This is a genomic window from Ruegeria sp. BH8 (genome assembly GCF_056538065.1).
Genome location: NZ_JBQFSP010000011.1, coordinates 65,782 through 87,386, shown reverse-complemented (window position 1 = coordinate 87,386; position 21,605 = coordinate 65,782). Strand labels below are relative to the sequence as shown.

Here is a 21,605-nt window from a genome sequence, read left to right as displayed (position 1 = left end):
AACTATGCTTGATTTTTTCGCGCGGGCTTTTTATCACGCAGGCAATGTTAGCGGTAACAGTGTGCCGCAGAGCCGTTTCATGCCGTGCTGAACTGATATCGGCAAACTCGAGAAGGAGCCTGTGATGGTTTCACGCGTAATTCCGGTAGAGCCGTTCGATCTTGTGTTGTTCGGCGCGACCGGGGATCTGGCGCAACGTAAGATCCTGCCGGGCCTGTACCACCGGTTCGAGGTCGGCCAGATGCCCGATGGGGCGCGGATCATCGGCACGGCGCGCTCGGATATCGACAGCGACGGGTTTCGCGATCAGGTCCGTGCATCGATGCAGGAATTCGCACCGAAGTTCAAAAAGGAAACGCTGGACCGGTTCCTGTCCCATGTTGAATACGTGCCGGTGGATGCGCTGGGCGATGCCGGATGGTCCGATCTGTCCAAGGTGCTGCGCCCCGACGTGGTGCGGGCCTTTTACCTGTCAGTGGGTCCCAGCCTGTTTTCGGGCATTGCGCAGCGCCTGCATGACGCCGGTCTGGCCACGCCGGACAGCCGCATCGTTGTCGAAAAGCCTTTCGGCCATGATCTGGCCTCGGCCAGGGCGCTGAACGAAGGCTTGCGGGCGTGTTTCAAGGAACACCAGATTTACCGGATCGACCATTATCTGGGCAAGGAAACCGTGCAGAACCTGATGGCGCTGCGCTTTGCGAATTCCCTGTTCGAGCCGCTTTGGAACTCGACCCATGTCGATCATGTGCAGATCACAGTGGCGGAAACCGTCGGGGTCGAAGGGCGCGGGGCCTATTACGATCAATCCGGCGCGATGCGGGACATGATCCAGAACCATCTGGTGCAATTGCTGTGCCTGACCGCGATGGAACCTCCGTCAAAGTTCTCTCCCAATGCGGTGCGTGACGAGAAGGTCAAGGTGATCGAGGCGCTGGAACCGGTCGAACCCAGGGACATCGCCCGTGGTCAGTATCGCACGGGCAAGGGCGGTGACGGATACCTTGATCACGTTGGCAAGCCGGCCAGCCGCACCGAAAGCTTCATTGCACTCAAGGTCCATATCGGCAACTGGCGCTGGGCCGGGGTGCCGTTCTACCTGCGCACAGGCAAACGTCTGCGCGCCCGTGCCTCTGAAATCGCGGTGTTCTTCCGCGACCCACCACACACGATCTTTCCCAATGTCGGCCCGTTGCATGGCAACGTGCTGGTGATCCGTCTGCAACCTGACGAAGGCATCACCCTGCGCACAACGATAAAGGAACCGGGGCAGGGCGGCTTCCGCCTGTCCGATGTCGCTCTGGACATGAGCTTTGCCGACGCGCTGGGTGATGACTCGCAATCCCCGGACGCATATGAACGCCTGATCATGGATGTCATCCGGGGCGATCAGACCCTGTTCATGCGTGGGGACGAGGCCGAGGCCGCCTGGGCCTGGGTCGATCCCATCATTCACGGCTGGGAACAGCGCGGGGACAAACCCGCCAAGTACGATCAGGGCAGTTCAGGCCCCGAAGAAGCACTGATGCTGATGCATCGCGATGGGCGTCGCTGGCGTCAGATCGGAGGGTAATCATGGTTCACTCTGTCATTTCTGACGTCACCAAACGGATCATCGATCGCAGCGCCGATCTGCGCGGCCCCCACATCGACCGGATGGAACAGGCCAGATCCAAGGGTCCCGCCCGTGCGCACCTGTCCTGCAGTGGTCAGGCCCATGCCTATGCGGGTGCGGGTGAAGACCAGCAATCCATGGCCACTGGTACGGCGGGCAATCTGGGCATCGTCACAGCCTATAACGACATGCTGTCCGCCCATCAGCCCTTTGAACGGTACCCCGCTCTGATCCGCGATGCGATCCGCGCTGCCGGAGGCACCGCACAGGTCGCGGGTGGCGTGCCAGCCATGTGCGACGGTGTCACCCAGGGCGAAGCAGGGATGGAATTGTCGCTGTTTTCACGCGACGTGATCGCATTGGCAACTGGCGTAGCACTCAGCCACAACACCTATGACGCGGCTGTCTTCCTCGGCGTCTGCGACAAGATTGTCCCCGGCCTGATCATCGGTGCGCAGGCGTTCGGGCATCTGCCTGCGGTGTTCCTGCCCGCAGGGCCAATGACCAGTGGCCTGCCCAATGACGAAAAGGCCAAGGTCCGCCAGAAATTCGCTGCCGGAGAGGTCGGGCGCGACGAACTGATGGCCGCCGAAATGGCCGCCTATCACGGCCCCGGCACCTGCACTTTCTACGGCACCGCCAACACCAACCAGATGCTGATGGAGTTCATGGGCCTGCACCTGCCGGGCTCCAGCTTCGTCAATCCCAACACGCCCTTGCGCGACGCGCTGACACAGGAGGGCGCGCGCCGCGCCCTGTCGCTCAGCGCGCTGGGAAACAGCTATACCCCGGTTTATCAGGTGCTCGACGAACGGGCCTTTGTGAACGGTATCGTCGGCCTGATGGCGACCGGAGGCTCGACCAATCTGCTGATCCACCTGATTGCCATGGCGCGCGCTGGTGGTATCGTTCTGGACTGGCAGGATTTTTCCGATATCTCCGCCGTGGTCCCGCTGGTCGCGCGGGTCTATCCCAACGGTCTGGCCGACGTGAATCACTTCCACGCCGCAGGCGGACTTGGGTTCACCATTGGCACGTTGCTCGAAGAAGGTTTGCTGCACCCCGATACGTTGACCGTTGCCGGGCAGGGCCTGCACAATTACACGCGCGAGCCCAAGCTGATCGATGGTGAGCTGACCTGGCAAGACGGCGCGGGCCACAGCCTGAATGACAAGATTGTCCGCCCCGCCCGCGACCCGTTCCAGCCCACCGGCGGCCTGTCGCGCCTGACCGGAAATCTGGGCACCGGGGTCATGAAAGTATCAGCCGTCGCGCCAGAACATCAGGTCGTCGAAGCGCCCGTGCGGGTGTTCCACGATCAGGATGAGGTGAAAGCCGCGTTCAAAGCCGGAGAATTCACCGGTGACGTCATCGTCGTGGTCCGGTTTCAAGGCCCCAAGGCCAACGGGATGCCGGAACTGCACTCGCTGACGCCCATGCTGTCGATCCTCCAGGGCCGGGGCCAGAAAGTGGCGCTGGTCACCGATGGCCGCATGTCTGGCGCTTCCGGTAAAGTGCCCGCCGCCATCCATGTTGTCCCCGAGGCGCTCGACCGCGGCCCCATTGCATACCTTCAGGACGGTGACATCCTGCGCGTTGACGCGGTCAGGGGTGATCTGGAAATCCTCACCGCAGGCGTTCTGGACCGCGCGCCCGTCACCACCGATCTATCCGCCAATCAACACGGCGCAGGGCGCGATCTTTTTGGCGCGTTCCGCCAGAATGTCGGCTCGGCCGACACCGGTGCCAGCATTTTCGGAGTTTAACCTCATGTCCAAATCCCAACGCACCCGTGAAATCTGCGCACTGGCCCCGATCGTTCCGGTTCTGGTTGTCGATGACGTCGCGCAGGCCCGCCCGCTGGCCGAGGCATTGGTCGCCGGCGGTCTGCCAGCGCTCGAGGTCACCTTGCGCACGCCCGCCGCGCTCGACGCGATCCGCGCGATGGCCAAGGTGCCCGGCGGCGTGGTCGGCGCAGGTACGCTGGTCACACCCGAAGACGTCCGCGCCGCCAAAGAGGCGGGCGCGCAGTTCGGCGTCTCTCCGGGCGCAACCGACGCGCTCATCGCGGCGTGCGAGGCCGAGGGCCTGCCCCTGCTGCCCGGCGCGGCCACGGCCAGTGAAGCGATGGCATTGCTGGAAAAAGGCTATGACATGCTGAAATTCTTCCCGGCCGAGGCCTCGGGCGGCGCGCCCGCGCTCAAAGCCATCGGTGCGCCCCTGCCGCAGATCAGTTTTTGCCCGACAGGCGGGGTGTCGCCGTCCAACGCCCGTGACTATCTGTCCCTGTCCAACGTGGTCTGCGCCGGTGGCAGTTGGGTCGCGCCCAAGCAGATGGTCGAAAGCGGTGACTGGGCCGGGATCGAAACACTTGCGCGCGAGGCATCAAAGCTGGCGGATTGACGCCGCGAAGCCCCTCGGTAATGTGGGCGTCACCTCAGACAGGTTGACCCCATGACACAGACATCTGCCCTCTCTCAGGGGCGAACTTATTTGGCAATCCCGGGCCCCTCGGTGATGCCGGACGCGGTCCTGCAGGCGATGCATCGCCCGTCGCCCAATATCTACGATGGCGCGCTCATCGACATGATGCCCGACCTGACCCGCGATCTGCGCCGGGTTGCTCGCACAGGCCATGACGTTGCCATCTACATTGCCAATGGTCACGGCACGTGGGAGGCCGCTCTGTCCAACGTGATCGCCCCCGGCGAAACCGTTCTGGCTCCTGCCTCGGGCCGGTTCACCCATGGCTGGGCCGAGATGGCCGAAGGCATCGGGGCAAAGGTGCAACTGATCGACTTCGGCACCTCATCCGCCTGGGATCTCGACCGGATTGCCGACGCTTTGCGCGCGGATAAAGGCCACCAGATCAAGGCTGTTCTCGCGGTTCATGTGGACACATCAAGCTCGATCCGCAACGATATCCCGGCGCTGCGCAAACTGCTCGACGATCTGGACCACCCGGCGCTGTTGATGGCCGATTGCATCGCCTCGCTGGGATGCGACCGGTTCGAGATGGATGAATGGGGCGTCGATGTCACGGTCACCGCCTGCCAGAAAGGCCTGATGACCCCCGCAGGCACAGGCTTTGTCTTTTTCAACGACAAAGCACAGGCCAAGCGGGCCGCCATGCCGCGTGTGTCACGATATTGGGACTGGCAGCCGCGCGCTAACCCTGACCTGTTCTACCAGTATTTCGACGGTACCGCGCCGACACATCACCTTTATGGTCTGCGTGCTGCGCTCGACCTGATCCATGCGGAAGGGATCGAACAGGTCTGGGCCCGCCATGAACGTCTGGCCACCGCCATCTGGGCGGCCTGCGAAACATGGGCCGAAGGCGGCGCGCTGCATCTGAACGTTGCCGACCGCGCCCGCCGCAGTCACGCCGTCACTGCCCTGCGCCTGACCGGAGGCCGCGGCACGGCCCTACGCGCGTTCACCGAACATCAACTGGGCCTGACATTGGGCATTGGCCTTGGGATGGAGGATTACGACAGCTGTTTCCGCCTCGGGCATATGGGCCATGTCAACGGGCAAATGGTGATGGCGATGCTGGGCGGTATGGAAACGGCCATGGCCGCGCTTGATATCCCCCGTGGCAAAGGCGCGCTCGAGGCCGCCGCCGCCGTCCTGGCCGCCTGATACACGTCAGACGAACAGCGCTGATCCGCCCCTTCATCTGGCCAAAAATATCCTCGGGGGGAATCGCGCATTGCGCGATGGGGGGCAGACAGCCCCCCTTTGCCCCGTTGGCAAGACAGACCAGCGCTAGCCCGTCTTTGCCCGCACCTCTGCTAGCGCCTTGGGCAAGGCGGCCGCAAAAGCATCCAGATCTGCTGTTTCACCACAGCTTACCCGGATGCACCTGTTCTGGGGCGCTGCAAACGGCATCCGAACAAACAGACCCCGCGCAACCAAAGCCTCCAGTACCGCTCTGGCGAATTCTCCATCCCGCCCGCAATCAATCGTCACGAAATTGGTGGCCGAGGGCAACGGCTCCAACCCGTTCTCGCGGGCAATTGTCCCTATCCGCTCACGCGCCTCGGCGATCTGTGTTTGAATATGCTCCAGCCAGGCGCCATCCTGCAACGCGGCCAGCGCCCCGGCCTGCGCCGCGCGGTTCATGCCGAAATGGTTGCGCACCTTGTTAAAGGCTGCGATCAGGTCGGGCGCTCCCATGGCATAGCCAACCCGCGCGCCCGCCATGCCATAGACCTTGGAAAATGTCCGCATCCGGATCACGCGAGGGTCGTCTGCGCTGACGGGTGCCGCTGTCCCATCTGGCGCGCATTCCACATAAGCCTCATCCAGAATCAGCAGGCAACCGTCGGGCAGGGCATCCATCGCCGCCACGATATCCGCGCCGGAATGCCAGCTGCCCATCGGATTGTCCGGATTGGCCAGATAGACCAGTTTTGCACCCACCTCGGCCGCCTTCGCAAACAGGGCCGCCGGGTCTTCGTGATCCCCGGCATAAGGGACCTTGTGCAGAACGCCACCGAACCCGGCCACATGATAATTAAAGGTGGGATACGCCCCGTCCGAGGTTACAACCGCATCCCCGGGCCCTACAATCAGACGCACAAGATAACCCAGAAGCCCGTCAATCCCTTCGCCCACAACGATATTTTCGGAGGTTACCCCATGATACTCGGCCAAAGCATGGCGCAGATCGTGGTTCTCGGGATCGCCATACATCCAGATATCAGACGCGGCCTGCTCCATGGCCCGGATCGCGCGGGGCGAGGGGCCAAACACGCTCTCGTTGGCCCCAAGACGGGCAATGAACGCCGCGCCGCGCTGACGCTCTTGCGTTTCGGGGCCCACAAAGGGCACGGTGGCGGGCAGGGATTGGGCAAGCGGGGTGTATCGAGGTCCTGTCATGCCTGCAGATAACCCCAAGCCCGAGCTTCGGGCAAGCGCGCACCTCATCCCGCGTGTCGGAACGTATTGAAACACAAGTAAGGAGCGCAGATGCGCATACTGTCTGCCATTGTTCTTCTGGGCCTCGCCTATCTTCTGTTCTGGCCCGTTCCCGTTATCCCCGTCGCCGTTGAGATGCCGGAAGATGCAGGTTTCACAGGAGATTTCGCCGAGAACACAGCGCTGGACGCCGCGCAGATGATCCGCCTGCCGGATGGGGAAACCGGCCCCGAAGATATCGCCATCCTGCCCGACGGCGCGGTCTATACGACCAGCCGGTCTGGCACGCTCTATCGGATTGACGGGGCCGACCCTGTTGTGGTCGACCAGCTTGGCGGGCGTCCTCTGGGCCTCAGGGCCGGGCCGGATGGCGCGCTATATATTGCCGACAGCTTTCGCGGGGTGATGCGCTGGACCGGGTCGGGCACGCTTGAATCCGTGGTGGCAGATATCGACGGTGCACCCGTGGTCTATGCAAACCAACTGGACGTGGCACAGGACGGCACGATCTATTTTTCGAACTCCTCTGACCGGTTCGACCCCGAAACCATGGGCGGGACCAAGCCGACCTCGGTCCTGACCATCTGGGAACAATCCGATACAGGCTATGTCGCCCGTCACACACCCGACGGCAGAACCGAAAAGATTGCCACTGGGTTCGTCTATACCAATGGCATTGCCCTCTCGCCCGATACAGATTTCCTGCTGATCGCCGAGACCGGCCGCGCACGGGTGCACAAGCTGTGGCTCAGCGGGCCGAAAGCCGGTCAGCAAGAGGTCTTGCTGGACAATCTGCCGGGCTATCCCGACAATCTCGAAGCACAGGGCGATGGCACCTACTGGATGGCCTTCGCCAGCCCGCGTGTGCCGTCCGAGGCGCTGATGCCGTACCCCTTCCTGCGCAAGGTGATCTGGCGGCTGGGCCCGGCTGTGCGCCCGGCGCCGATCCATCGGGGTATGCTGGTGCAGTTCGATGGTGAAGGCACGATCCTGCGCACGCTACAGGATCCGCAGGGCCGTATTGGCATCACGACAGGGGGCCGGATCGTGGGCGATCAGTTCTATGTCATGACGCTCGATTCTCCCTGGTTCGGGCGGATGCCTGTCAGCGATCTGCCCTGACGTCGCAGTGGAAATCGGCGTCCCGTCCGGGCATGGTCGCCGCAACTGAATTTCGGGAGGTCCCCCATGTCACGCGTATCCGTCACCTATCAAGACCATGTTGCCCATGTCATCCTGACCCGGGGTGACAAGATGAACGCGCTGGATGACGCGATGGTCAAGGCATTGCTCTCTGCCGGGCAAGAGGTCGCCGCCTCGGACGCCCGCGCCGTGGTTTTGTCGGGCGAGGGGAAAAGCTTCTGCGCCGGGCTCGACATGGCAAGCTTTGCCAAGATGGCCCATATGGACCCCACCGAATGGCTGATGACCCGCAGCCACGAAGATGCCAACGAAATGCAGGAGCTGGCGCTGATCTGGCGTCGCGTACCGGTGCCGGTGATCTGCGCCATTCAGGGCGTCGCCTATGGCGGTGGCCTGCAAATCGCTCTGGGCGCGGATATACGTATCGCGCACCCCGAGGCGAAACTGGCGGTGATGGAGATGAAGTGGGGTATCATCCCCGATATGGGCGGCATGGTTCTGCTGCCCCGGCTTGTGCGTTCGGACGTGCTGCGCCTGCTGACCTACACGGCCCGGCCCATCGGCGCGCAGCAGGCGATGGATTGGGGACTGGTCACGCAGCTTTCAGATGACCCGCTGACCGAAGCTCTGGCCATTGCCGAGAATATCGCCGGTCAAAGCCCCTCGGCTATCCGTGCCGCCAAGCGGCTGATCGAAGTGGCCGAAACCCAGCCCCGTGCGGACGTTCTCAAGGCGGAATCCGCCGAGCAGGTGGAGTTGATCGGCAAGCCTCATCAGATGGAGGTCGTGATGGCGCAGATGCAGGGCCGCAAGCCCGAGTTCAAGTGATCAGCGCATGAAAGCCCGCCGCGCATCGCGGGCCATGTTGTAACGCATTTCCAGATCAGCGATCTCCGACATCGCGGCCCGGCGTTCCGCGGGGTCGGTCAGGGCCGGATACGCTTTGCGGGCCGCATCCAGTTTCTTTTTGATGTCGAACTCTTCGGGCAGAACCCCGGCTTGCGCCATGATCCGGTGCCCGGCGGCGATGGCCAGATCGCCCTGCGCCTCGCCGGACCGGTCGGGCAGGGGGTGACCTTCGCCGACAAGGCCCTGCAACTGCCCCTCGGCCTGTGCCTTTTTGATCTGGCGCTCCACCAGTTTTCCAAGTGAACCGAACATGGAGCAACTATACCCGGCAAGGGCAGGATGCGAAAGCGGCTACCGGATTCTGTTGCTCACCAGATAGGCCAGCCCGCCGACCAGCAGGCCCCAGACCGCCGCGCCCAGCCCAAAGACCGAGATGCCCGATGCGGTGATCGCAAAGGTCAGCATCGCGGCCTCACGCTCGGCCGGAACCTCAAGTGCTGCGAAAATCGAATTGGCCAGCACGCCGATCAGGGCGACACCGGTCAGTGTCCCCATCAACAGCGGATCGGCATGGGATGCAAAGCCGGTAATCGCCACGGCAAAGATACCGAATACACCATAGAACACCCCACCCATGATGGCCGACCAGTACCGTTGCGCGGGATCGGGGTGGCTGTCTTCGTTGGAACACATCGCAGCGGTGATCGCAGCAAGGCAGGTGGCAGGTGCACCAAATGGTGCCGATAACAGGCTCGCCCCACCCACGGATGAAAACAGCCTGCCCGGAGCCGGGGTATAGCCAAAGCTGCGCATCACCGCGATGCCGGGAATGTTCTGGGTCGCCATCGTGACGATGAACAGCGGGATGGCGATTCCGATGGTCGAGGCCAGCGAGAAACCGGGCATGGTCCAGACCGGTGCCGCCAGCCATCGCGCCGGGGTCACCGAGGTGTCGCCTGCGTTCAGTACCACAACCAGCGCGGCGGCGGCAACGGCCGCCGGAACGGCGAACAGCCGGTTGATCCGGCCTGCGATGAACCATGTCAGGATCACCGGCAGGGCTTGCGCGGGCAATTCGACTGCGGCCTGAAAGGGCAGAATGCAAAGCGGCAGCAGAACGCCCCCCAGCATGGCCTGTGCCAAAGTCGTTGGAATGGCGGCCGCCAGCCGCCCCAATGGCCGCCAGAGCCCGGCCAGCACCGTCAGCGCCCCTGCACACAGGAACGCGCCCGTTGCCTCGGAAAACCCCAGCGCCGGAGTCGCGGACACCGCCAGCAGCGCCGCCCCCGGTGTAGACCAGGCGACGCTGATCGGTTGCCGGTACCACAGGCTCAGCACAATGGCGGTCAGTCCCATTGCGATGGCCGCCATCATCAGACCCGAGGCCGCCTGCGCCGGAGACGCCCCCATCGCGGCCAGCCCCTGCAACACGATAGGAAAGGAACTGAAGAACCCGACAATGGCGACAACCAGCCCGGTCGAGACTGTCTGGAGCGGTGGGGCAAACTGGGTCATGACAGCCTCGGGCGGTTGGGGTTGGTGATTGCTAACAAGCGGCGGCAGGGGCGGGCAAGGTCTGAACGCGCAAAAGAAAACCCCGCCGGATCAGCGGCGGGGTTTGGGGTATGAGTATTTTGAAAAGGTGAAGATCAGGCGATCTCGGCCAGACGGGCCAGCGCCTCGTTCAGCTTGGCTTCTTCTTCCTCGCGGGCGGCGAGGTTGGCTTTGGCTTCCTCGACCACCTCGTCCGGGGCCGAGGCCACGAATTTGGGGTTGTTCAGACGCCCGCGCAAGCCACCCAGTTCCTTGGCCAGCTTGCCCTTGGCTTTCTCCAGCCGCTCCTTTTCCGCGCCGATGTCGATGATATCCGCCAACGGCAGGCCGAAGCTCGCACCGGGGGCCGCGATGGAGATCGTGCCTTTGGGCAGCTCATCGGCCTTGGTCAGGCTGTCGATCCGGGCCAGACGCTTGATCAGCGCCTCGTTGCGGTCCCACGCGGCTTGGCCGTTGGCGTCGATCTCGGTCACCAGCATCGGCACGTAGAGACCGGCAGGTACCCGCATCTGCGCACGGGCCGAGCGGGTGTTCTCGATTACCGAGATCACCCAGTTCATCTCACGATCCGCATCGGCGTCGACCAGTTCCGTGCCGTAGGTCGGCCAGTCGGCGTGGACGACCAATTTGGCGCGATTGCCGGTCAGGCCCCACAGCTCTTCGGTGATGAAGGGCATGATCGGGTGCAGCAGGACCATGCACTGATCCAGAACCCAGCGCATGGTGGCGCGGGTCTCGGCCTGTGCTTCGGCGTCGTCGCCTTGTAGCAAGGGTTTCGACAGTTCCACATACCAGTCGCAGACCTTGCCCCAGACAAAGGCATAAAGCCCGTTTGCCGCATCGTTGAAGCGATAGCTTTCCAGCGCCGCGTCGACCTCGGCCCGCACGCGGGCGGTTTCGCCGATGATCCAACGGTTGACGGCGGCTTTTGGCTTCAACTCGCTAACGTCCAGTTGCGGCACGGCGTCGGTAAAGACCTCGTTCATCTCGGCAAAGCGGACGGCATTCCAAAGCTTGGTGCCGAAGTTGCGATAGCCGGTGATGCGTTCACGCGACAGTTTCAGCACGCCGCCAATCGCCGCCATCGAGGCGTTGGTGAACCGCAGCGCGTCGGCACCGAACTCGTCCACGATCTCCAGCGGGTCAATGACGTTGCCGGTGGTCTTGGACATCTTCTTGCCCTTCTCGTCGCGGACGAGCGAGTGCAGGTAGACGGTGTGGAACGGAACCTCGTTCACCACGGCCAGCTGCATCATCATCATCCGGGCGACCCAGAAGAACAGGATATCCGCGCCGGTGATCAATACGCTGGTCGGGAAATAGCGGCGCATCTCGTCGGTATCCTCGGGCCAGCCCAGCGTGCCGATGGGCCAGAGGCCGGAGGAGAACCAGGTATCGAGGACGTCGGGGTCGCGGTAGAGGCCGATTTTGCCCTCGCGAATGAACGAGATAGCCTCTTCCTTAGTAGAGACCTCGGCGATTCCCATGCCTTCGTAGTAGCCCTCAACGTCCGCCCGAATTGCATCAAAAGACGGGCCGCAGAATACCGCAAACTCCCCTTTGTTGTGGCTTTCCATACGGGCGATGCGATCAGGGTTCGGTTCCAGCCCCGAGCACTTCTGCTGAGGCCCATACCAAACCGGAATCTGATGCCCCCACCACAGCTGGCGCGAGATGCACCAGGGCTCGATGTTTTCCAGCCAGTGGTAATAGGTTTTCTCGCCCGATTCAGGGATGATCTTGACCGTGCCATCCTTGACCGCGTCCAGCGCAGGGCCGACGACCTTTTCGGCGTCGACGAACCACTGGTCGGTGAACATCGGCTCGATGACGACTTTCGAGCGGTCGCCAAAGGGCTGCATGATCGGCTTGCTCTCGACCAAAGGCACCAGAGCCGCCGGGTTGTCATCCTCGCCCAGTTTGGTGCCCAGACGCGGATCATCCGCGCGGGTCATCACGGCCAGACCGTCAGCAGTGATTTCCTCGACCACCTTCACACGCGCCTCGAACCGGTCCAGTCCGCGCAGGTGATCCGGGATCAGGTTGATTGCGTCGATCTCATTCTCGGTGAACGGCTTGCCGCGCGCATATTCCTGCGCCTTGCCCGCCTCTTCGGCGTAAGGCGCGCCATCAGCCCGCATCGCGCCCTTGGTGTCCATCAGGCGGTACATCGGAATACCGCCGCGCCTGGCGACCATATTGTCGTTGAAGTCATGCGCGCCGGTGATTTTCACCGCGCCCGAGCCGAAGTCGGGATCGGGATACTCATCGGTGATGATCGGAATCTGGCGGCGATGCTCTTTCGGTCCAACCGGGATTTCGCACAGTTTGCCGACGATCGGCGCGTAGCGCTCATCCGACGGATGCACGGCCACAGCACCGTCGCCCAGCATGGTTTCGGGCCGCGTGGTTGCAATGGAAATATAATCCCGCTCTTCGCGGAAGATCACATTCCCATCTTCATCTTTTTCCAAATACTCATATGTCTCACCGCCCGCCAAAGGGTACTTGAAGTGCCACATGTGGCCTGGCGTTTCAATATTCTCGACCTCAAGGTCCGAAATCGCAGTCTCGAAATGCGGGTCCCAGTTGACCAGTCGCTTGCCGCGATAGATCAGGCCCTTCTCGTACATATCGACAAAGACCTTGATAACGGCATCATGGAAGTTGGGTGAGTTTTCGTGCCCGGTGCGTGGGTCACCTGGTGCGCCCGCCATGGTAAAGGCATTGCGCGACCAGTCGCAGGAATTCCCCAACCGCGTCATCTGTTCGATAATCTTGCGGCCGTATTGCCCCTTCCAATCCCAGACCTTGGCCAGAAACTCCTCGCGCGCGTAGTCGGTACGCTTCTTGCCCTCTTCGGCCATCAGTTTCTTTTCAACCTGCATCTGCGTGGCGATGCCGGCGTGGTCCTGACCAGGTTGCCACAGAGTGTCGAACCCGCGCATCCGGTGCCAGCGGATCAGAATATCCATCAGTGTATGGTTAAAGGCATGTCCCACATGCAGCGCGCCGGTCACGTTGGGCGGTGGCAGCATGATGCAAAAGCTCTCATCACGCGAACGGTTCGCGCCTGCCTTGAAGGCTCCGGCCTGTTCCCAGGCCTCATAGATACGGGCCTCGGCCTCGGCCGCGTTGAATGTCTTTTCCATCGCCATGGGATGCGTCCTGCGTCAACAAATTCGGGTCAGCGCCTGCAATAGCGAATGGAGACGGGAAGGGGAAGGCCCTGTGCGGCGACGATTGCCGAAGTCACCCCGTGCCGGTCGCCTCGTTTCCGTACAGGTGCGTGCTTTGTGCCGCGCCTTGTGTCATCGCCTTGGCCTGATCCTCCCGAATGCGGGCATGAAGCGCCAAGGCTGGCTGCGAAAACAACTCGGTCGGTGGTTCGATGAGGATGAAATTGCCCACCCGGTCTTCGCCCCGCGCCAAGACCGCGTAATCGCGGTCCGCCACTTTTTGCTGTGCGTTCGGGTTCAGATACCGGATCGCCAGCCCGATCCGCCGATCGTCCGACATATTGGGCCCCGAGCCATGGATTGTGAGGCCATGGTGCAACGACATCTGACCCGGCTGCAATTCGATATGCGTTTTGTCCTCGTCTGCCACATCGACAGCCACCTCCTGCCCGCGCGACAGCAGGTTGTTGTCTGAAAACGTGTCGTTATGGGGCAGGATCGGGTTTTTGTGGCTACCCCTGACAAAGTCCATGCAGCCGCTTGTTACCGTGGCAGGCGACAATGCGATCCATGCGGTCATCTGATCCGGTGTTTCGCCCATCCCCCAATAGGTCAGGTCCTGATGCATTCCAACAACCTGCGTTGTGCGTGGCTCTTTGATGAACAGTTCCGCAGACCACAGCAGCAAATCCGGCCCCAGTATTCCTTCGACGACGTCCAGAACCCTGGGATCCAGTGCGATACGGGCGACCAGCGGCATCACCACATGGGCGTTCAGGCGTTTGTACATGTTCAGCGGCAGCGGAAGGTCAGCCACGCGCCAGGTCTTCTCGATCTGCTCCAGCTCGGCCCGGAAATGTGCGGTCTCATCCGGCGAAAAGACAGTGATGGGAAAGACAAACCCGTCTTGCCAATACGCGTCGACCGATGGGGCGTCCAGGCGGCCCTGTGTCAGGGAAATGGGTTCGGGCATGGGGGACCTCCGGCAGGCTGCATTTTCAAACAGCCTACGAATCCCTCTGTGGCTCCTGCAATCCTGTTTACGACATCGGTGTCGCCACACGCTTTCATGCAAGGCGCTGGACATAAGCGAGCGCAGGGCTAGTGTCGCCATCAAGGCAGTGACAGGAGCATCCCATGGAAAAATTCGGCAAAAGCCAGCCGGTCAAACGGACCGAAGATCAGCGGTTCCTGACCGGGCAGGGGCGCTATATGGACGATGCCGTGCCCGGCAATGCGCTGTTTGCCGCTTTTTTCCGCAGCCCTGCGGCCCATGGCGATATCACTGCGCTGGATCTTGAATCCGCGCGGGATGCTGACGGGGTGCGGCTGGTCATGACATTGGACGATCTTGCCGCCTCGGGCATCGACACGGTGATGAATGCAGCAACCTTGACCAACCGCGACGGGACCGGCTCTGCCGCGCCGGATCGGCATATGCTGGCCAAGGACCGTGTGCGCTTTGTGGGCGAACCCGTGGCCGTTGTCATCGCGGATACGCTGGTACAGGCGCAGGACGCGGTCGAGCTAATCTGGATGGACATCCAGGAACGCCCCGCCAAGCTGGACGTGAAAGCGGGGGGTGAGGCCCTGCACCCGCAAGCGCCCGACAACCGCGCGTTTGATTGGGGTCTGGGGGATGAGGCTGCGACCAAGGCCGCCTTTCAGGCCGCCGCCCACACCGTGTCGCTGAACGTGCAAGACAACCGCGTCATCATCAGCTCGCTCGAGCCACGGGGCTGTCAGGCCGATTGGTCTGGCGGGCGTCTGCACTTTTCCTATGGCGGGCAGGGTGTCTGGGCGATGAAGGCACAGCTGGCGCAAAAGCTGAAACTCGATGCGGATGCGATCCGTGTCACCACCCCGGATGTGGGGGGCGGGTTCGGCATGAAGGTGATGCCATATCCCGAATATTTCTGCGTGGCCGTGGCTGCGATGAAACTGGGCCAGCCCGTGCACTGGATGTCCGACCGGTCCGAGGCAATGCTGTCCGATCACCACGGCCGCGATCTGACCTCTCTGGCCGAGCTGGCCTTTGATGCCGACCACCGGATCACCGCCTACCGGGTCCACAGCAAAGTCAACCTTGGTGCCTATAACAGTCATTTCGCGCAGGCGATCCAGACAAGCCTGTTCAGCAAGGTGCTGATGGGGGTCTATGACGTTCAGACCACCTATCTCCGGGTCGAGGGGTTCTATACAACGACAACACAGGTCGACGCCTATCGCGGTGCCGGACGTCCCGAGGCGATCTATGTGCTGGAACGCGTGATGGACCGCGCGGCACGCGAACTGGGCGTTGACCCGTGGGAGTTGCGGCGCAAAAACTTCATCAGGCCCGGCGATTTCCCCTACACCTCTGCCACGGGTGAAACCTATGATGTCGGAGATTTCGACATGGTCCTGCGCCGTGCGGCCAGCCAGACCAGCGGGTTCGAGGCCCGCAAGGCCGCCGATGCCGAACGCGGTCTGATCCGGGGGCAGGGTCTTTGTTACTATATCGAAAGTATTTTGGGCGACCCTTCCGAGAACTCGAAGGTCGAGTTTTGCGAGGATGGCACTGTGAACCTTTATGTCGGCACACAATCGAACGGGCAGGGGCACGAGACGGTTTATGCCCAGTTCCTGTCCGATCAGACCGGCGTTCCGATGGCCAGGATCACCGTCATTCAGGGGGATACCGACCGGCTTGGCCATGGCGGCGGAACGGGCGGCTCGCGCTCGGTGACGGTGCAAAGTACCGCGACCCTCGCCACCATTGACAAAATGATCGCCGCATTCACGCCTTATCTGGCCGATAAGATGGGGGTCGAGGACAGTGATGTGCGATTTGACCATGAAACATTCCGCGCGCCGGGCTCGAACCTGACGCCGACCCTGACCGAAGCCGCGGCCATGGCCCGCGCTGACGGGCGATTGGACTTGCTGACGCATGAGTCCCGCGCGCAACTGGATGCCCGCAGCTATCCTAACGGCGCGCATGTTGCCGAGGTTGTGATCGATTCCTTCACCGGCGAAACCCGTGTGGACCGCTACACCGTGGTTGATGATTTCGGAAATCTTATCAACCCGATGCTGGCCGAAGGGCAGGTGCATGGCGGGGTGGTTCAGGGCATCGGGCAGGCGCTGTCGGAACATGTGGTGCATGATGATCACGGACAGCTGCTCACGGCATCGTTTATGGATTACGCCTTGCCCCGCGCGGTGGACGTACCCATGATAAAGTTTACCTCGGCGCCGGTGCCGTCAACTTCCAACCCGATGGGGATGAAAGGATGCGGCGAGGCCGGCACGGTGGGCGCTCTGGCCGCTGTGGCAAATGCGGTTCAGGACGCGCTCTGGGATCACGGGGTGCGGCAGGCGGATATGCCTTTCACACCTCACAAGGTTTGGGAATTGCTGACGCATGAATCTGTCGCGGCTCAGTAGGAAGATTCTGGGATGGCTCGGGCGGCCCTTGCGGTCCGAGCACTCCGCCGAAACGCGGCACCGCGAGCCGATCAGCCACGTCATTATCCTTGATGGCACCATGTCCACCCTCGAACCGGGGTTCGAGACCCACGCCGGTCAGACCTATCGCCTGTGCTGCGAAATGGGCAGCAAGGTGTCGGTGTTCTACGAGTCGGGCGTGCAGTGGGAAAGCTGGAAGTCCACCATGGACGTGATGATGGGCCGGGGCATCAACCGCCAGATCCGCCGCGCTTATGGCTATCTGGCGTCCCGCTACAAACCCGGTGACCGCATTTATTTCATCGGTTATTCCCGTGGCGCCTACGGCGTGCGCAGCCTGGCTGGGGTGATCGATATGATCGGCCTGCTCAAGGCCGAACACGCGACCGAGCGGAACATCCTGCAAGCCTACCGCCATTATGAATGCAATGTCAGCGGCACTGCCGCCCGCGATTTCCGCCGCAAGTTCTGCCACGACAACGTCAAGATCGAGATGGTCGGTGTCTGGGACACGGTCAAGGCGCTGGGCCTGCGCCTGCCGCTGCTGTGGCGCTGGGCCGAGGATCGCCATGCCTTTCACAACCACCAGCTGGGCCCTGCCACTCTGCATGGCTATCACGCGCTGGCCCTAGACGAAACGCGCGAGGTGTTCGAGCCGGTTTTGTGGCGATGCAAGCCCGAGTTCAATGGCCATGTGGAACAGGTCTGGTTCCGTGGCACCCATGGCGATATCGGCGGCCAGCTGAACGGCTATGAAGAGGCCCGGCCGCTCAGCAATATCTCGTTGATCTGGATGCTGGACAAGGCCGAGATGCACGGGCTGCCGATGCCCGAAGGCTGGCGCACCCGTTTCCCCACGGATGCCCATGCGCAATCGGTTGGAACCTGGCGCGGTTGGGGCAAGATATTTTTGCTGCGCAAACACCGCAAGGTCGGGCGGGACCAGTCAGAACGCCTGCATGTCTCGGTCGCGCCGGATGAATTGCCGGGCTGGGTGGCGATGCCGAACCTGCCGACACATCCCGCGCAGTGAAAGGCTACCATGTGCCACTGACACCAAGATCACCTGCACTTCAATGTCAGGTTCGAGCCCAAATAGACCATCACAGGGCGTATGGATTGCGCCTGTTTGCTTTAGATAGGCCTGCTTTAATTCGGTAACCCAACTGCGATTGCTTTCGCGCTAGCAAGTGAAGAGGCAACAATCTTGTCAAACTCCACTACCGCATCTGGATTAACTTCATTATCGTCATAGTCCGCGGCAATAAGCTGATTATGAAACGTCTGAATCATCTCCGTTTGATGAAGCAGGTCTCTTTGTGTGCAAAACATGTCCCATGACGGGTTGGGAGATTGGAAATTTACACAAGCGTCAGCCCCGTCTCTTATCGTTTCTGCCGCTACTGCAACATAATAGAAGCTGCGGCCAAACCTCCGATTTTCGGACTCTGCTTCACTATACAACAACAATAGCTCGACCCACGCGTAATAACCGACACTAAATGGAAAAGTCTCATCATATTCGAAGACTACGTCGATATTACTGCCGAGCTCCTCGAACCCAGAACAACTCAAACGTATTCGTTTTTGCTGAGCATCTTCGGTATTTGCAGATGGAACTAGAACAACTTCTGGGCTCTTTTCTAGCGCAGCATAATATGGGTATGCGATGATCCTACCGTCTTCATCGAATGGGTTTTCCCAAAAATGGTACGGCGTTTCGACACACCCGCGGTAATCATCAGGAACACTTAAGGTTAACCCGTTGTCAGCAACGGCAGGTGAGGTCAAAAAGCTTGCTAGGCCTAAGCTCATTGCTAACAGGGATGTTCTCGTAAGGATTTGATTCACCTAAATGCTTCCAATTCCAAGTTGCCTCAACTTTGTGCCGCGTCTTGGAACTGACATCAACCTCAGCTCTGCAGTCGAAAGCATGCTTATCAAGGTCGGCATTGTCCGCAAAGTTGACGCTCCGAACTAAAACACCCTAGCAGCATTCAGCGAGGGTGTTTTCTTTGTAAGAGCTCGTTACGTCTTGCGTCGGTCTTGACTATGCAACGCTTCCGGCAAGAGGCGTGGCGAAACGCCTGCGCCCTTTTCACGTTCTATAGACATGATTTAGGTTCTGGTGTTCGCAATTACCGCCGCCGGTCGCGGCGCGAGCTCATGGGTTGGAAGGCCACGCCCACATGCGCCTCGCAATAGGGTTTGCCCGCCTCAACCGGCAGGCCGCAGAACCAGAAATCCTCGGTCGCGGGGTCGCCCACGGGCCACTTGCAGGTCTTCTCGGTCAGTTCCATCAGCGTCAGCTTCTTGGCTTTCTTCTCGATCTCGTTGACCTTGGCCAGCGCCTCGGGGCTGATCTCGTTGGCCGAGGGCTGCGGCGGCAGCGGCTGACCGGCCGGGATGATCTGGCGACGGGCCGGAACGGCGGGTTTCGCCTCGGCAGCAGCAGCCGGGCGCGCCGGTTCTGTCTTTGGCATGGGTCTGGGCTTGGCTTCGGCCTTGGGCGCGGGCGCCGGTTTCTCTTTCGGTTCGGACTTGGCCGGGGCTGCGCCTGCTGTCCGGTTGGACAGGCCCAGGCGGTGGACCTTGCCAATCACCGCGTTACGGGTCACACCGCCCAGTTCCTTGGCGATCTGGCTGGCCGACTGGCCTTCGCCCCACATCTTCTTCAGCAGTTCTACGCGCTCGTCTGTCCAGGACATCGTCAGCCTTTCAAAAGCGGAAAGCGGCCCCGGATTCGGGCCGCCTTGGGAATTCGTCTCAGCCCCCTATTCTAAACACTGCGGCCCGAGTTACAAGCTGTCTTCGAATCAGGTTGAGGGCAAAGCATGCAGAATCCCGCAGAACAGACCGCACGCAGCCTTGGGGCGGTCAACTGGATGGGGCTTTACACGCTGGCGCAGCGCGAAATCCGGCGCTTTCTTTCGGTCTGGACCCAGACCGTTCTGGCGCCTCTGGTCACGGCTGGCCTGTTCCTGCTGATTTTCACCATCGCCATCGGGCCCAGCCGCCCTGACGTCATGGGCGTGCCGTTTGTGGTCTTTCTGGCACCGGGGATCCTGATGATGACTGTGATCCAGAACGCCTTTGCCAATACCTCCTCTTCGATGGTGATTGCCAAGGTGCAGGGCAATATCGTCGACACGCTGATGCCGCCGCTGTCCCCGCTCGAGATCCTGCTGGGGTATCTTGCCGGTGGCATTGCCCGTGGCCTGATGATCGCGCTGGTGATTTCGGTTGCTTTGCTGGTTTTGCTGTCCATCGCGCCCCAGCACCCGTTGATTGCGCTGATCTTTGTTGTTCTGGGGGGCGCATTCATGGGCGCGCTGGGTCTGTTTGCCGGGATATTTGCGAACAAGTTCGACCAGATGGCCGCGATCACCAACTTCATCGTCACACCTCTGGCCTTCCTGTCGGGCACCTTCTATTCGGTCGAGGCGCTGCCTCCTGTCCTGAACCGTCTGACCCATCTGAACCCGGTCTTCTACCTGATCGATGGGCTGCGTTACGGCATGATCGGCGTGTCCGACAGCTCTCCGTGGTTGGGCATGGCGGTTTGTGGTTTTGCCACGCTGGCCATCGGGCTGATCACCTGGCAAATGCTGCGTGCCGGTTATCGGCTTAAGGCTTAACCGGTCTCTGCCAACCTGTCGGGCGGCAGGGCAGGTTTGGGTTCGCCCAGCCGCGGATGCAAGCGGGCCGAGACAGCCCATGCCCCGAACAAGGCAATCCCGCCTGCCGCAAACACACCGGCCACCGGAGCCACCAGCAGGACCAGAGCTGCAACACCGGGCGTCAGAATGCCCGAGACATCGCGGTAACTGGAATAAATCGCCGACATCTCGGTTCGCTCAGACGGTTTAACGGCCATAAGGAAGGGCAATCCGGCGCAGATGTCCAGAACGATCAGCCAGACAGACCCCAGAACCAGCGCAGCGACCGAGGCAACCGGCCATCCCGCGACCAATCCGGCTGCGAAAAAGCAGCCTCCCGCGGCGGCAAACCCGATGCGAACAGCCGACCTGAGCGACCGCGTCTGGACCCAGCGCAGGATCAACGGGGCGGCCAGCAGCATGGCGTTAGTGCATGACAGAAGGATGCCGCCCAGTTGTTCTCCCAGCCCGTTCTGGATGGCGAAAATGGGCAGGTAGACCACATATATCCACCACCCGCAGGACCGGATCATTGCAAACAGATATCCGGCAACCAGTCGGGGTTGGACAAAGAACCGGGGAAGAAAGGCCAACGGGTTGTTGGCCGGACCACGGGCCTTGGTGATCAGCTTGCCATTGCCCAGACGCATGCGCCAGAACTGCGCCAGCATGACCAGCGCCGCTCCGGCACTGATGACAAACGGGGCAGGGCGCCAAAGCTCCATCAGCAGAACACCGGCCATTGGGCCGCCCGTCCATCCCAAAGCGCTGTAGAACATGCGGCTGGTCTCGCACCGGCCAAGTTCGATCTTGCTGATGTAATCCAGCACATAGGTGTTGAAGCAGATGAAAGTGACAACCGCGGCCATGGTATTCAGGGCCAATGCGCCGACCACGGCCTCTGGGCTGCCCACGATCGCCAGCGATGCACCACAGATGAACATGACGCACCCGGTGGAATAGGCCCATCTGCGCGGTACAAAACGGATCAGGCACGGCACCATCAACCCGACCAGAAGGGACAGGATGCCAATCAGGAAATACAGGAATGACACGGACGAGGCATCGCCCAGCGCCCGGTACATCGCCAGCGGAAAGACCGAAATCAGAATACCGCGCACCACGGCTTCAATCCCGGCCAGAATCCCGAAATCGCGCACCGATGGGGCAGGCGCGTGGCGTACCCATTCAGGTATTCGGCGTTCATGCATAACAAACTCGCAAATCAACTCA

General features: G+C 61.5%; 17 protein-coding genes. 9 read left to right on the top strand and 8 right to left on the bottom strand.

Annotated elements, in window-relative coordinates:
* The first annotated feature begins 124 nt into the window (after positions 1-124).
* Genes zwf through ACR0AD_RS16480 form a run of 4 tightly spaced genes read left to right on the top strand, consistent with a single transcriptional unit; the run spans position 125 to position 5,257 of the window.
* On the top strand, positions 125-1,570 hold the full coding sequence (zwf, locus tag ACR0AD_RS16495) for a glucose-6-phosphate dehydrogenase (RefSeq protein WP_480488464.1): 1,446 nt from the start codon (positions 125-127) through the stop codon (positions 1,568-1,570).
* A 2-nt stretch (positions 1,571-1,572) separates the two neighbouring features.
* Positions 1,573-3,378, top strand: coding sequence for a phosphogluconate dehydratase (edd, locus tag ACR0AD_RS16490; RefSeq protein WP_245220531.1), 1,806 nt, complete (start codon positions 1,573-1,575; stop codon positions 3,376-3,378).
* Between the two features lie 4 nt (positions 3,379-3,382).
* Entirely contained in the window at positions 3,383-4,015 is a 633-nt protein-coding gene (locus ACR0AD_RS16485) for a bifunctional 4-hydroxy-2-oxoglutarate aldolase/2-dehydro-3-deoxy-phosphogluconate aldolase (protein WP_209505652.1), read from the top strand.
* A gap of 51 nt (positions 4,016-4,066) precedes the next feature.
* Positions 4,067-5,257 carry a pyridoxal-phosphate-dependent aminotransferase family protein gene (locus ACR0AD_RS16480; protein ID WP_480488462.1) on the top strand — a complete coding sequence of 397 codons (1,191 nt, stop codon included), beginning with the start codon at positions 4,067-4,069 and terminating at the stop codon, positions 5,255-5,257.
* Between the two features lie 126 nt (positions 5,258-5,383).
* Here ACR0AD_RS16480 and ACR0AD_RS16475 read toward each other — a convergent pair whose 3' ends face one another.
* Positions 5,384-6,499, bottom strand: coding sequence for a pyridoxal phosphate-dependent aminotransferase (locus ACR0AD_RS16475; RefSeq protein ID WP_480484397.1), 1,116 nt, complete (start codon positions 6,497-6,499; stop codon positions 5,384-5,386).
* Positions 6,500-6,589: 90 nt separating this feature from the next.
* Here ACR0AD_RS16475 and ACR0AD_RS16470 point away from each other — a divergent pair, with 90 nt between their 5' ends.
* Positions 6,590-7,660: an SMP-30/gluconolactonase/LRE family protein gene (locus ACR0AD_RS16470; RefSeq protein WP_480488461.1), complete on the top strand. Its 1,071-nt coding sequence runs from the start codon at positions 6,590-6,592 to the stop codon at positions 7,658-7,660.
* Between the two features lie 66 nt (positions 7,661-7,726).
* Positions 7,727-8,509, top strand: coding sequence for a crotonase/enoyl-CoA hydratase family protein (locus ACR0AD_RS16465; RefSeq protein WP_480488459.1), 783 nt, complete (start codon positions 7,727-7,729; stop codon positions 8,507-8,509).
* On the opposite strand, the gene ACR0AD_RS16460 is transcribed toward ACR0AD_RS16465, so the two are convergent.
* The 4 genes from ACR0AD_RS16460 to ACR0AD_RS16445 all read right to left on the bottom strand — a co-directional run bounded on the left by ACR0AD_RS16460 (position 8,510) and on the right by ACR0AD_RS16445 (position 14,236).
* The gene (locus ACR0AD_RS16460; protein WP_480488457.1) at positions 8,510-8,842 is read right to left on the bottom strand and encodes a DnaJ family domain-containing protein; all 333 of its coding nucleotides are present in this window, start codon (positions 8,840-8,842) and stop codon (positions 8,510-8,512) included. It lies immediately after the preceding gene.
* Between the two features lie 39 nt (positions 8,843-8,881).
* Complete coding sequence (locus ACR0AD_RS16455) at positions 8,882-10,045, bottom strand: benzoate/H(+) symporter BenE family transporter (protein ID WP_480488455.1); 1,164 nt, start codon at positions 10,043-10,045, stop codon at positions 8,882-8,884.
* Positions 10,046-10,179: 134 nt separating this feature from the next.
* The gene (locus ACR0AD_RS16450) at positions 10,180-13,242 is read right to left on the bottom strand and encodes a valine--tRNA ligase (RefSeq protein WP_480488454.1); all 3,063 of its coding nucleotides are present in this window, start codon (positions 13,240-13,242) and stop codon (positions 10,180-10,182) included.
* Positions 13,243-13,336: 94 nt separating this feature from the next.
* The gene (locus ACR0AD_RS16445) at positions 13,337-14,236 is read right to left on the bottom strand and encodes a phytanoyl-CoA dioxygenase family protein (RefSeq protein ID WP_480488452.1); all 900 of its coding nucleotides are present in this window, start codon (positions 14,234-14,236) and stop codon (positions 13,337-13,339) included.
* A gap of 164 nt (positions 14,237-14,400) precedes the next feature.
* Here ACR0AD_RS16445 and ACR0AD_RS16440 point away from each other — a divergent pair, with 164 nt between their 5' ends.
* Together ACR0AD_RS16440 and ACR0AD_RS16435 are read left to right on the top strand one after the other, a co-directional pair.
* Positions 14,401-16,692: a xanthine dehydrogenase family protein molybdopterin-binding subunit gene (locus tag ACR0AD_RS16440; protein WP_480488450.1), complete on the top strand. Its 2,292-nt coding sequence runs from the start codon at positions 14,401-14,403 to the stop codon at positions 16,690-16,692.
* On the top strand, positions 16,670-17,746 hold the full coding sequence (locus ACR0AD_RS16435; RefSeq protein ID WP_480488448.1) for a DUF2235 domain-containing protein: 1,077 nt from the start codon (positions 16,670-16,672) through the stop codon (positions 17,744-17,746). The genes ACR0AD_RS16440 and ACR0AD_RS16435 overlap by 23 nt, the downstream gene beginning before the upstream one ends.
* Positions 17,747-17,862: 116 nt before the next feature.
* Here ACR0AD_RS16435 and ACR0AD_RS16430 read toward each other — a convergent pair whose 3' ends face one another.
* A complete protein-coding gene (locus ACR0AD_RS16430) occupies positions 17,863-18,564 on the bottom strand; it encodes a hypothetical protein (RefSeq protein WP_480488447.1) in 702 nt (233 codons plus the stop codon).
* Positions 18,565-18,851: 287 nt separating this feature from the next.
* A complete protein-coding gene (locus ACR0AD_RS16425; protein ID WP_267363457.1) occupies positions 18,852-19,421 on the bottom strand; it encodes a GcrA family cell cycle regulator in 570 nt (189 codons plus the stop codon).
* 126 nt (positions 19,422-19,547) lie between these two features.
* On the opposite strand from ACR0AD_RS16425, the gene ACR0AD_RS16420 reads away from it, so the two are divergent.
* Positions 19,548-20,351 (top strand): ABC transporter permease, encoded by an 804-nt coding sequence (locus tag ACR0AD_RS16420; RefSeq protein WP_480488445.1) that lies wholly within the window; start codon positions 19,548-19,550, stop codon positions 20,349-20,351.
* Here the strand turns inward: ACR0AD_RS16420 and ACR0AD_RS16415 are convergent.
* On the bottom strand, positions 20,348-21,583 hold the full coding sequence (locus ACR0AD_RS16415) for an MFS transporter (protein WP_480488521.1): 1,236 nt from the start codon (positions 21,581-21,583) through the stop codon (positions 20,348-20,350). The two genes, ACR0AD_RS16420 and ACR0AD_RS16415, sit on opposite strands and share 4 nt — an antisense overlap.
* Between the last annotated feature and the right edge of the window lie 22 nt (positions 21,584-21,605).

Bases quoted from the DNA above. Each gene is read 5' to 3' on its own strand.
- ACR0AD_RS16415 (WP_480488521.1), bottom strand. From the start codon at position 21,583: ATGCATGAACGCCGAATACCTGAATGGGTACGCCACGCGCCTGCCCCA.
- ACR0AD_RS16485 (WP_209505652.1), top strand. From the start codon at position 3,383: ATGTCCAAATCCCAACGCACCCGTGAAATCTGCGCACTGGCCCCGATC.
- edd (WP_245220531.1), top strand. From the start codon at position 1,573: ATGGTTCACTCTGTCATTTCTGACGTCACCAAACGGATCATCGATCGC.
- ACR0AD_RS16470 (WP_480488461.1), top strand. From the start codon at position 6,590: ATGCGCATACTGTCTGCCATTGTTCTTCTGGGCCTCGCCTATCTTCTG.
- ACR0AD_RS16455 (WP_480488455.1), bottom strand. From the start codon at position 10,045: ATGACCCAGTTTGCCCCACCGCTCCAGACAGTCTCGACCGGGCTGGTT.
- ACR0AD_RS16475 (WP_480484397.1), bottom strand. From the start codon at position 6,499: ATGACAGGACCTCGATACACCCCGCTTGCCCAATCCCTGCCCGCCACC.
- ACR0AD_RS16465 (WP_480488459.1), top strand. From the start codon at position 7,727: ATGTCACGCGTATCCGTCACCTATCAAGACCATGTTGCCCATGTCATC.
- ACR0AD_RS16445 (WP_480488452.1), bottom strand. From the start codon at position 14,236: ATGCCCGAACCCATTTCCCTGACACAGGGCCGCCTGGACGCCCCATCG.
- ACR0AD_RS16425 (WP_267363457.1), bottom strand. From the start codon at position 19,421: ATGTCCTGGACAGACGAGCGCGTAGAACTGCTGAAGAAGATGTGGGGC.
- ACR0AD_RS16450 (WP_480488454.1), bottom strand. From the start codon at position 13,242: ATGGCGATGGAAAAGACATTCAACGCGGCCGAGGCCGAGGCCCGTATC.
- zwf (WP_480488464.1), top strand. From the start codon at position 125: ATGGTTTCACGCGTAATTCCGGTAGAGCCGTTCGATCTTGTGTTGTTC.
- ACR0AD_RS16440 (WP_480488450.1), top strand. From the start codon at position 14,401: ATGGAAAAATTCGGCAAAAGCCAGCCGGTCAAACGGACCGAAGATCAG.
- ACR0AD_RS16460 (WP_480488457.1), bottom strand. From the start codon at position 8,842: ATGTTCGGTTCACTTGGAAAACTGGTGGAGCGCCAGATCAAAAAGGCA.
- ACR0AD_RS16420 (WP_480488445.1), top strand. From the start codon at position 19,548: ATGCAGAATCCCGCAGAACAGACCGCACGCAGCCTTGGGGCGGTCAAC.
- ACR0AD_RS16480 (WP_480488462.1), top strand. From the start codon at position 4,067: ATGACACAGACATCTGCCCTCTCTCAGGGGCGAACTTATTTGGCAATC.
- ACR0AD_RS16435 (WP_480488448.1), top strand. From the start codon at position 16,670: ATGAATCTGTCGCGGCTCAGTAGGAAGATTCTGGGATGGCTCGGGCGG.